At 31.5% G+C, this 12004-nt stretch carries 9 protein-coding genes; all 9 read right to left on the bottom strand.

Annotated elements, in window-relative coordinates:
• Positions 1-34: 34 nt before the first annotated feature.
• Positions 35-1573, bottom strand: a complete 1539-nt coding sequence (locus tag AQ1689_RS05885) for a YifB family Mg chelatase-like AAA ATPase (protein WP_101914985.1) — start codon at positions 1571-1573, stop codon at positions 35-37.
• Between the two features lie 140 nt (positions 1574-1713).
• A complete protein-coding gene (locus AQ1689_RS05890) occupies positions 1714-3681 on the bottom strand; it encodes a protein-disulfide reductase DsbD family protein (protein WP_101955499.1) in 1968 nt (655 codons plus the stop codon).
• 26 nt (positions 3682-3707) lie between these two features.
• Complete coding sequence (gene tilS, locus AQ1689_RS05895) at positions 3708-5021, bottom strand: tRNA lysidine(34) synthetase TilS (RefSeq protein WP_101955681.1); 1314 nt, start codon at positions 5019-5021, stop codon at positions 3708-3710.
• A 2-nt stretch (positions 5022-5023) separates the two neighbouring features.
• Positions 5024-5884, bottom strand: coding sequence for an alpha/beta hydrolase (locus AQ1689_RS05900; RefSeq protein WP_101955500.1), 861 nt, complete (start codon positions 5882-5884; stop codon positions 5024-5026).
• Positions 5885-5895: 11 nt separating this feature from the next.
• The gene (locus tag AQ1689_RS05905) at positions 5896-6129 is read right to left on the bottom strand and encodes a hypothetical protein (RefSeq protein ID WP_058885970.1); all 234 of its coding nucleotides are present in this window, start codon (positions 6127-6129) and stop codon (positions 5896-5898) included.
• Positions 6130-6193: 64 nt separating this feature from the next.
• On the bottom strand, positions 6194-7543 hold the full coding sequence (locus tag AQ1689_RS05910) for an anthranilate synthase component I family protein (protein WP_101955501.1): 1350 nt from the start codon (positions 7541-7543) through the stop codon (positions 6194-6196).
• Between the two features lie 147 nt (positions 7544-7690).
• Positions 7691-8218 (bottom strand): inorganic diphosphatase, encoded by a 528-nt coding sequence (locus tag AQ1689_RS05915; protein WP_101903276.1) that lies wholly within the window; start codon positions 8216-8218, stop codon positions 7691-7693.
• 123 nt (positions 8219-8341) lie between these two features.
• The gene (locus AQ1689_RS05920; protein WP_101955502.1) at positions 8342-10846 is read right to left on the bottom strand and encodes a DUF5686 family protein; all 2505 of its coding nucleotides are present in this window, start codon (positions 10844-10846) and stop codon (positions 8342-8344) included.
• Positions 10847-10938: 92 nt separating this feature from the next.
• Positions 10939-11922, bottom strand: coding sequence for a pyruvate dehydrogenase complex E1 component subunit beta (locus AQ1689_RS05925; RefSeq protein ID WP_058885966.1), 984 nt, complete (start codon positions 11920-11922; stop codon positions 10939-10941).
• Positions 11923-12004: the final 82 nt, after the last annotated feature.

Consider the following 12004-nt stretch of genomic DNA (forward strand, 5'->3'; position numbering starts at 1 on the left):
TAAATTTAATAATTTACTAAATTACTGTTTTTTTTTATCCTAGCCATCCATCTCTGTCTAAACTTCGGTATTGTATTGCTTCTGTTAAATGTTCCGATTTTATATTTTCTTCGGATGCTAAATCGGCAATAGTTCTTGATACTTTTAAAATTCGATCATAGGCTCTTGCCGACAGGTTTAGTTTTTCCATGGCAATTTTGAGTAGGGTATAGCTTTGTTCTGAAAGTTTACAGTATTTACGTTGTTGTTTTACGTTCATTTGTGCGTTATAATGAACTGTTTCGGAGTTGCTAAAACGAGCGGTTTGAATTTCACGAGCTTTGGTAACACGTTTTCTAATTTCAACACTTGATTCTCCTTTTCTTTCTTCGGATAATTTATCAAAAGGAACAGGGGTTACTTCAATATGAATATCAATTCTATCTAATAATGGGCCTGAAACTTTACTTAAATAGCGTTGCATTTCAGCAGGCGATGAGGTCATTGGTGAGTCAGGATCATTAAAAAAACCTGACGGGCTTGGGTTCATGCTTGCAACCAACATAAAGCTACTCGGGTAATTTACGGTGAATTTTGCTCTTGAAATGGTTACTTCTCTATCTTCTAAAGGCTGTCGCATTACTTCTAAAACTCCGCGTTTAAACTCGGGTAATTCATCTAAAAACAAAACGCCATTATGAGCTAACGAAATTTCACCAGGCTGTGGTAAACTATTTCCGCCACCAATAAGTGCGATGTCTGAACAACTATGATGTGGTGCTCGAAAAGGACGAGAATATTGTAGCCCTGTATTTTTTACTTTACCAACAACCGAATGTATTTTGGTGGTTTCAAGTGCTTCTTCTAAGGTCATTGGAGGTAAAATAGAAGGGAGTCTTTTTGCTAGCATTGTTTTTCCAGCTCCAGGAGGACCAATTAAAATAATATTATGACCACCAGCGGCGGCAATTTCCATACAGCGTTTAATGCTTTCTTGTCCTTTTACATCAGAGAAATCAAATTCAGGAAAATCTACATGTTTATAAAATTCTGCTCGGGTATCTACAATAGTAGGTTCAATTATTTTTTTACCTTCTAAATGATTAATAACGTCCATAATATTATTGACCGCCAATATATTTAGGTCGTTAACAATTGCGGCTTCTTTGGCATTTTCTTTAGGTAATATAAAATTTTTATAGCCTTCTTCGCGGGCTTTAATGGCAATTAGCAAAGCGCCTTTAATGGGTTGTACACTTCCGTCTAATGAAAGTTCGCCCATAATTACATATTCTTCAATATTTTTAGCCTCAATTTGTTTAGATGCCGATAAAATCCCAACAGCGATGGTTAAATCATAAGAAGCACCTTCTTTACGAATGTCAGCAGGTGCCATGTTTATAATTATTTTTTTACCAGGAAGTTTGTAGCCGTTATTATTAAGGGCGGCAGAAATTCGATAGGAACTTTCTCGAACCGCATTATCAGGTAAACCTACCAAATGATAACCAATTCCTTTATCTATATTTACCTCTACGGTAATTGTAGTTGCATCAATGCCAAAAACAGCCGATCCATACGTTTTTATCAACATAACTTTCTCTTTGTGTTAAAGATAGCTAAAAAAAATAGCTAATTATAAATTAGCTGAAAAATAGTTGGCGTTTTCTTTTAAGTTAAAACCAAAAAAAAGCCTCTTTATAAAAGAGGCTTTTTTTAATAGGGTATACTTGTTTATTTTTTATTAAAATTATCTAATCCTGTTTTTAACCAATTAGAATATTCTGAGTGACTGCTATATTGTTGAGGTGAATTTAGTAATTCTAAATTAGGGCTCATTAACACGTAAAATGGTTGAGAAGCTGTTTTAAAGTTTGCAACTTGTAGTGTAACCCATTTATCACCATAGGTTCTAATTCTTTTTACTTTACCGTTTGGCTTAATAAAATCGAACTGTTCTTCTTCAGGTAATTGTCTTTGATGATCATCAACATATAATGAAATTAATACATAATCATTATTAATCATGTTGTAAATTTCTGGTTTAATCCAAATGTTTTCTTCCATTTTACGACAGTTTACACATGCCCACCCTGTAAAATCTAATAAAACAGGTTTGTTTACTGATTTTGCATACGCAATACCTTCTTCAAAGTCTTTAAAACAATTTAATCCTAACGGACATTGATTGTCTTTTACGTAAATACTATGAAATTTAGGCGGTGCAAAACCACTCAATAAATTATTTTGATTCCATGTTGGGTTTTTTAAAACCCCTGGTGCTAAATAGATTGATAAAGCTAAACAACTTCCTCCTAGTAAAACTCTAAAAAAAGATATTTTACCATATTTTTTACCCATCAGTCCTAGTAAATATAATGACATCAATAAGGCTATTACTGACCATATTCCGATAAAAATTTCTCTTTTGAAAAAGCCCCAATGCCCAACTAAATCAGCATTTGATAAAAATTTAAAAGCGAATGCTAATTCTAAGAATCCTAAAACAACTTTAACTGTATTTAACCATCCACCAGATTTTGGTAAAGTAGTTAACCAGCCAGGAAACATAGCAAATAAGGCAAAAGGCATAGCTAAAGCAAACCCAAAACCAATCATACCTGCCGATAATTGCATAGCTCCACCATTAGCTCCTAATGATCCTGCAAGTAAAGAACCTAAAATAGGACCTGTACATGAAAAAGATACAATTGCTAAGGTTAACGCCATAAAAAATATCCCAATAATACCACCAATATTCGATGCGGTATCTGCTTTGTTACCCCAAGAACTAGGTAGGGTTAATTCGTAAAATCCGAAGAAAGACCCTGCAAAGAAAACCAAAATGGTAAAGAAAAATAAGTTCAACCACATGTTGGTAGAAATACTATTTAAAATTTCTGGATCTAAGGTGTCTAAATAATGAAAAGGTAAACTTAATAAACCATAAATTAAAATTATAAAAGAACCATATAATAAAGCACTTCCAATTCCTTTACCTTTTTTTTCGGTATGTTTTGTGAAAAAAGATACTGTTAAAGGCACCATTGGAAATACACAAGGTGTTAAAAAAGCTAATAAACCACCAACAAACCCAAGTAAAAAGATACTTAATAAAGAGCTGTCTTCTTCTTGGTTATCCGCTTTTTTTGCGGTATTTTTTAATAACGCCGTATTTTTTAAGTTTAAGTTTAATGATTGTGACATTGCCTGACTTTTATCATCAACTTCGGTAACGGTTTGTGATACTTTTTCGCCAGTTAATGAAAAGGTAAAATCTTCATCAAAAGGTAAACAGTATTCTTTACAAACTTGTGCGTCTAGGTTTAAGGTTATTTGTGTTAAACCAGTGTTTGAAACAGTAATTCTTTGGGTTAAAAGACCTTCTTCAGCAAAGAAAACTTCATCTTTCCCCCAAATTTCACTGAATTCAGTATGGGTTTCTCCTTCTTTGGCTTTTCCTTTAAGCGCATAACCACTTTGTCCTTCAGCAGGAGAGATGGTCATCGGTAAAGAAGCGTCTTCAGGATTATATTGCGAATATAAATGCCAGTCTTCTGCAATTTCAATATTGAAAATTAAGTCGTATTCTGTCTCCGAAATTTTTTCAACGGTAGGTGTTATAACAATAGGATTGTCATCAGATTGAGAGAAGACCATTAAACTTAAGAATAATAAAAATAGCGTAAATAATTTTTTCATTCGATTTAGTTTATAAAGGGTTGTTTTTAATTAATTATTCTTAATAATTCTGTTGCTTCATTGCTTGGTAAAAAACGCCTGTCTTGACGTTTTCCAATAATCCATATAATTTTATTATCATTTGTACAAAGCAACCAAATGTTTTTTTTATCAAAAAGAGAAAGCTTTTCATCTTTAAAATATTTACTAACTTTTTTCTTGCCTAGCATACCTGTTGGGTAAAAATAATCGCCAGTTTCCCATCTTCTAATAGTAAGGGGGTAATTTAATAAAATTTTATCAACAAAAATAGTGTTTTTATCAAAACTTGTTTTTTCACGAACTTGTGTAAGTTGCAGATTGATAGGGTTTGTTATTTTGTTATTTTCTTTATCTATGCTAAATTGTTCCTTTTTTAGAATTTCGTTTTTATGTATATTTTGTAATAGTAAAAAATCTCTATTTTTTAATAAAGTATGAGAATTACTGCTAATTTTTTTACCTGATTGCGCATATATTAACTGGTAAACATCATCCCATTCGGTAAATTTATAGGCTTTTAAAAGTTGGTATAAATACGCTTTTGGGTTCGATAATTTTAAGACCTCTGAAATGTTGATTTTAAGTGTATTATCTTCTTTTATGAGTGTTTTTAAAGCAATTTCATCGACTTTGTCAGTAATGATTTGTTGTGATTGCTTTAAAAAATCGGTTGTTTTTAGATGTGCTTTTAATAAACTAGGGTTTAATTCTTTTAAAATAGGAATTACTTGGTGCCTTATTTTATTTCGAAGATATTTTGTTTCGGCATTGCTAGCATCTTCTCGCCATTTTATATTATTTTCTAGGGCAAAATTTTCAATTTTTTCTCTTGAAAAAATTAATAACGGACGCACAATAGTTCCATTTATAGCAGGAATTCCTGTTAAACCGTCCAAACCAGTTCCTCTTGTGAGGTTAATTAACACGGTTTCTAAGTTGTCATCGGCATGATGCCCTGTTAAAACATAGTCAAAATCATGTTTTTTTAGCAATTCATCAAACCAATTATAGCGTAATTTTCGTGCAGCTAATTGCGTTGATAATTTATTTTGATTAGCATATTTACTCGTTTCAAAACGTGTTGAAAAAACAGGGATTTCTAATTCTTTACCTAAATTTTTAACAGATTTTTCATCTAAATCACTTTGATCACTTCTTAATTGAAAATTACAATGCGCTAATGAAATATCGTATTTTAATTGATGCAATAAATGTGTTAAAACCACGCTGTCAACACCGCCAGAAATAGCAATTAAGAGTTTTTTATCTTTTAAAAATAAAAAATTATGGTCTATATGTTTCGCTAATTGTTGTAGCATTTTTATTTCTGTGCTTTTTTTAGTTGATTTTCTAACCAATGAATCACATCTTTTAGCATTTCATCTTTGCATAAATCATGTTGCAATTCATGATAAGCACCTTTGTAAAGCTTTAAATTTGCGTTTTTTGTTGCGTTTGCAAATTCTTGTGAACCTTTATAATCAATAATTTTATCGGCAGTTCCGTGTAAAACGAACATTGGAATTTCTAAGGATTTTGCATTATCAATCGCCCATTTTCCAGCATCTATAAACGATAAAGAAAAATTAGGGCTAATTTTATCGTGAACTAGAGGATCGTCTAAATATTTTTGAACTTCGACTTCATCTCTAGAAATATCAGAGATATCTAGTTCATTACTTAAGGTAATTGAGGGCGCAATTTTTTGCATAATTTTACCCAATTTAAGTTTCCAAGCAGGTGGGTTAAAAGCTAATTTTAGCATTGGGCTTGTGGCAATAACACCTATTAACTGCTTGTTTTTTTGCATAATTTTTTTGCGCAGCGCATAATTAATAACCGCATTTCCACCCATAGAATGTCCGTATAAAAACTGCGGTTTATCGCCAAAAACTGCGGATGCTTTTTCAATTAATTGAGAAATACTTGTTAAAACTGCATCAAAACCAGGATTATGCCCTCTTTTTCCTGTGGTTTTTCCGTGTCCGAAATGATCAAAAGCAATCACACCAAAATTAGCATCCGTTAAATTTTTTGCAACCGATTGATAGCGCCCCGAATGTTCTCCCATTCCGTGAACAATAATAACGACAGCTTTCACTGAATTTGGGTTTTTAGGTTGCCAAAACTGCCCGAAAAAATTCGTATTATGATACTTAAAATGGAACTCTTGATGTGTCATTTTTGATTATTTTATTGTTTTTGCAACCACTGTCTGATATCTTTACGTAAAGAAACTTCAGGTTTTGGTAAAGGTATTGTTTTTCCAAATTGTTTACTTCTCTTAAACTTAGAAAAAGTAATTTTATGTTGTTTCCAAGCCTCAGGATACAAGTCTAAAAAAGCATTAAAAAAGCTTTGTTCATTCACGTTTCCTTCTATAGTTGGAAGTACTGCTTTAAATTTTTCTTCTTGGTCAATAATCATTAATTCTATTTTTTTAGGTACGTTTTTGTAAGCGTTTTCTTCTTATTTATTGAAATATAAGCAACTATTTTGAATGAAGTAACACATATTTCATTGCTTTTGCTTTTAGCAAACATTCTTCATATTCTTTTTCAGGAATTGATTTTGCAGTAATTGCGCCACCTACCGAAAAAGACACATATTTACTGTCAGAATTGTATAAAATACTTCGGATAATTACATTAAAATCAAAATCGCCGTTCGGTGTAAAATACCCTACAGTTCCTGAATATAAACCCCGTTTTGTTTGCTCTAAATTTTCCATTATTTTCATTGCCGATACCTTAGGAGCGCCCGTCATACTTCCCATAGGAAAGGTATCTTTTATAACATCAACAGGATGTGTATTTGGTGTAATTTCCGATACAATGGTCGAAATCATTTGATGCACCTGTTTAAAAGAATGAATTTTACAAAGTTCGGCTACCTGAACACTTCCTTTTTTAGCCGTTTTCGATAAATCATTGCGTACCAAATCGACAATCATAATGTTTTCGGCACGTTCTTTTTCATCTCTAGCTAAATCGAAGGCAATTTTTTGATCTTCAATAGGATCAATTAAGCGTTTTGCAGTTCCTTTTATGGGTTGCGAAATTATTTTATCACCTTCTTTTTTTAAATATCTTTCAGGTGTTGCCGATAATACATACAAATTTTCATGTCTGAAAAAAGTAGCAAATGGAGGTGTTGATATATCGTTTAAATGCGAATATATTTTATACGGATTGATGCGTGTATTTTCGGCATAAAATTCTTGACAAAAATTAGCTTCATAAATATCGCCTCTATGAATATGTTCTAAAACTTTTGTTACTTTTTGGTGATATTCTTCCTTGTGAATTCGAAGTTTTATTTTAATGTTATCTTCTTTTATTTCTTCGGATGTTTTTTCCGCTTCTTTTTTTAGAGCATCAGAAAGAGTAGTGGAATTATTAATATTACTGATAATATCTTCAAAATCTTCTTCAATTTCATCATCAATCATTTGCAAATACTCAAATTCAATGGTATTTCCTTTGATGAAAATTAATTTTTGAGGCTGAAAAAAGTACAAATCAGGAAAGTTTAAACCATCAAAATTAGTAGAAGTGAGCTTTTCAACGTCATTTTTTACATCATAAGAAATATAGCCAAAAATATAATCTTTGGTGTAAGATTGATATTCTTTTAGCTTTTCAAAAGCATTTTGATAATCTGTTTTTATTGCCGTAAATTCTTCGACAGCCAAGCAGGCATCAAAACAAGAATAGGCTTGTTCGTAATTATTAGAATCTAGCCAAATAGCGGTTTCAAACTGTTTTGCCCAAGCAAATAATTTTTGCTTAAAGCTTGTTGAATCGTCTATTTTAAAATTACGTTTGGTTCTTTTAAACATTCTGCAAAAATAAGAAACCCAATATAAATACGAATATAAATACAGGTATTTGTACGGGTTTTAAAAATGAAAAAAGCCATTTTAGCATATACTAAATGGCTTTTTTTGATAAGAATTTTTTAAATTAAAACTTAAAATTAAGTTTAATTATATTTTAAAATCTCCTTTTGCTTTGTGCTCGCTATCTTCATAACGTTTGATACAAGTATCTAAAATTTGGTATGCTTCATCAGCATTTCCCCAATCTCCAATAATTACTTCTTTCTTTTCTAAGTCTTTATAAACTTTAAAGAAATGCGTAATTTCGTCTTGTAAATGAGCGTTTAAGTCTGATAAATCATTGTATTTATTCCAAATAGGATCTGAAACAGGTACACAAATAATTTTTTCATCTGGTCCTTTTTCATCCGACATATGGAAAACACCAATTGGTTTTACTTCCATAACACACATTGGAAATGTTGGTTCTGCACTTAAAACTAACACGTCTAAAGGATCATTATCTAAGGCTAAAGTTTCAGGAATGAAACCGTAATCACCAGGGTACATCATTGATGAAAACAACATTCTATCGAAACGGATTTTTCCTAAATCAAAATCGTATTCGTATTTATTTCTACTTCCTTTAGGTATTTCTATTAAAACATCAACTGTCTTTTTCTCTTTTGAAGTCATATATATATCTTTTCTTCGTTTCTAAAAATCGGATTGCAAAAGTAATAATTTATTGTCATTTTAAATAAAAAATAACGTTATCTTATTATTAAATCGATTTATAAAAGGTATTACTGTATGTTTTTAAAGGCTTGGTTTTATCGCCAAACGTATTGAAAATTTTGGTGTTGGCGCTATTATTGAACCCGCTGGTGGCGTGTAATTGCTTCTCCAAATAGCATCGATTCGTAAAAAACGTAAGTTTCCGTACCCAATATTGTCTAATCCAACGCCATATTCATAATATACTTTATTAGGAGCGTTGTAATTAATATTCGATTTGTTAGCGGCAATATTTTTATCAGAAATAGTTCCGTAAGCGGCTCTAAAAGTAAGTAAACTTCGCAGTTTTAATTTATTTAATAACGGAATTCTATTTAAAATAAAACCGTTAAAATTGTGTTCAAAATGCGATGCTACATATTTATCTGTCACAAAATCGTAGTAATTTAACAAAGCAAAGGTATTTTCAACCAAGGTAAAAGTTTGATTTGCCGGAATAACATTTAGCAAGGCGATTGGCACAGTTCCGAATGTTTTTCCAGCTTCAAAAGTAGCGTTAAAAATACCGAATTTACCTAACAATACAGGCTGATTGTATTTGAATTGCAGCTTGTCATAATTATGAGATCCGTTAAAAAAACCTTTATATCCTCGGCGATAATTTAGAATAAAAGTAGGGTAGATACTTCCTCCAAAACTCCTTTGAACACCTAGTCCGTACACATATCTTCCGGGTGTAAATGAAATATAAGGGCTTGAAGTTACGTCGGTTATTTGAGACTGTATGATATTATTTTCATCCTTATAATTGATTGAAAAATCAACAGGAGAAGCCGATTGTATTTTCGAGTGGGCAAAATTAATACCGATATGCAGGTTTTTTTGTAGCTGATAATCAAAATTAGTGGCTATTTTTTCAACTTTAGATAAAAAGAAATTATCACCTCTTGAAAGCAATCCACCCGTCCCGATACTTCCTCCTAAGAGTTGCGAAGTATTTAGTAAAACGCTTCCTAATTGTTCAATATCTTTTTGATATGCCACTCCTACCGAAATTCGTGGTGTGTATGACAAAAGATAGCGTGCTTCTGCGCCGTATTTTATTTTTTTATCTTTAAAACCATAGGCTAAGTGTGCTTTTAAACGAAACCTATCTTCTCTTGATTTATAGGTTCTAAAGCCAAATTTCACCCGATATCCTTCCACCTGATTGTTTCCCAGAATGTTCCATAACGAACCGAACTGAATACCATATTTAGTATCAACATAGCCACTTGCAAGCATGTTAATAAGCCCTGTAATATTTTTTATTTGCTTTATTTCTTTAACCTCTTGAATTAGTTTATAGGTTGATTTTTTATCATCATTTTGTTTTGAATTCCAGTAACTAGCTTCTTTTTTATATTGATTTGGCTTTATTTTCAAGCGTTTTTGTAGGTAAAAACTTTCCGCTAACGGCTTATTTAATACGTGTTTATTTAGAATCGTGTTTTTTTTAACCGTTAATCCTTTATTTTTATCACTTTTATCGATGACCGTAAAATCACCTTCGTATCCATTTTTAGTGGAAATATAAATACTATCATTTTTTACTTTAAATTCTTTTTCAAAAGATAAACTTCGCACAAAATTAAGATTGATACTTTCGTGGACTTTCATTTTTATTTTGTTGATAGAGAAAGCGGTATCGGTAACCCAAAAATTTCCTTGAAAAGCCAAATCACCATCTCTAATAGGAAAGAAATAAATATTGTATAATTTTTTATTGTTTTTAACAATACTGTCGTATAAAACGTAATCGTAGGTAGCAAAACCATCGCTAGACAAAGGGCTAACAAATGATTTATCTAACAGAGTGATGTTATTTTTAAAGATGTCAATTTCTTCAAAAGTATTGGCAATTCGATTAAAAACAAAGCCTTCTGCACCTAAACCTTCTATTTTTTCGGCTTCAATATCTTCTCTAAGAGTTTTGTTTTTATTGTTTCCATAAACCTTTGAAACTTGTTCTTTGATATAAATAGGGATGTAGTAATTAACACCATCACTATCATATTTTACCTTATTTAGCGTTTCTTTATATTGTTTTTTAAAGATTCTTTTTAAAAAGGTGGTATCTAAATTATTCAGCCCAATTTCGGTGGTACTGTGTTTTTTATATTGATAATAATCGACTAAATCAAGCCCATTTTTTCGTTTTCGTTTCCAAATTTCTTTTAAAATTTTATATGCAGGATTTTCTTTTTTCTTTAAGCGTTTTTTAGGTTTGGTAACAATAATGACCTCATCAAGTTCGTTAGCGTCTTCTTTGATGATAATTTTTAAGTTTTTTGTTTGCTGATTTACCGGTAAGGTTTGGGTTTGAAACCCAACAAAAGAAATTTCTAATACGCCTTTTTTCTTTTTTGTTTTCAGATAAAATTCACCGTTAGTATTGGTTGTAGTTCCTTGAACAGTGTTTTTTAAATAAACACTAACAAAAGGCATCGGATTGTTAAATTCATCAATAACTGTACCTTGTAATGTAAGTTGTGCGTGTAAAATATTGGTTGCGAGTAGCAGTAGTAGTAATAGCTTTTTTTTCATCTTTTTCTTTACTAAAAAATCCTTTTGACAGCAGCCAAAAGGATTTATTTATTATTCAAATATACCTAAAAAGGTATTGAATTTATCAACAATTATTTGTTAATATATAATACATCTTTTACCGCTTTAATAACATCGTTAGCATTTGGCATCCATTCCGCTAATAAAACAGGAGAATATGGCGCTGGAGTATCAGCAGTGGTAATTCTTTTGATAGGCGCATCTAAATAATCAAATGCTTCATCTTGTATTCTAAAGGTAATTTCCGAAGAAATACTTCCAAAAGGCCATGCTTCTTCTAAAATAACCAATCTGTTAGTTTTCTTTACCGATTCTAAAATCGTTTTATGATCCATCGGACGAACGGTACGTAAATCAATAACTTCAACAGAAATACCTTCTTTTGCTAATTCATCAGCAGCTTTGTAAGCTTCTTTAATGATTTTTCCAAAAGAAACTACAGTAACATCTGTACCAACTCTTTTAACATCAGCAACTCCAATAGGAATAATGTATTCTCCTTCAGGAACTTCCATTTTATCACCATACATTTGTTCTGATTCCATAAAAATTACAGGATCGTCATCACGAATTGCTGCTTTTAATAAACCTTTTGCATCGTAAGGATTCGAAGGAACAATTACTTTTAAACCAGGAGTGTTTGCAAACCAGTTTTCAAAAGCTTGTGAATGTGTTGCTCCTAATTGACCCGCAGCACCTGTTGGTCCACGAAAAACGATAGGACAATTAAATTGACCACCTGACATTTGACGAATTTTAGCTGCGTTATTGATAATTTGATCAATACCAACTAAAGAGAAATTGAAAGTCATGTATTCAACAATTGGGCGGTTTCCATTCATTGCCGATCCAACTGCAATACCTCCAAAACCTAACTCAGCAATAGGAGTATCAATAACTCTTTTTGCACCAAATTCATCTAGCATTCCTTTAGAAGCCTTGTAGGCTCCGTTATATTCAGCTACTTCTTCACCCATTAAGTAAATGCTTTCATCTCTTCGCATTTCTTCACTCATGGCCTCACAAATAGCCTCTCTAAATTGTATAGTTTTCATACCTTATATTCGTAGTTGTTTATCAATATAGCAAAAATAACAAAAATAGAAATAACAAATAGGTTTTTAAGGATAAACAAAT

The sequence above is a fragment of the Tenacibaculum finnmarkense genome (assembly GCF_900239185.1).
Classification (GTDB): Bacteria; Bacteroidota; Bacteroidia; order Flavobacteriales; family Flavobacteriaceae; genus Polaribacter; species Polaribacter finnmarkensis.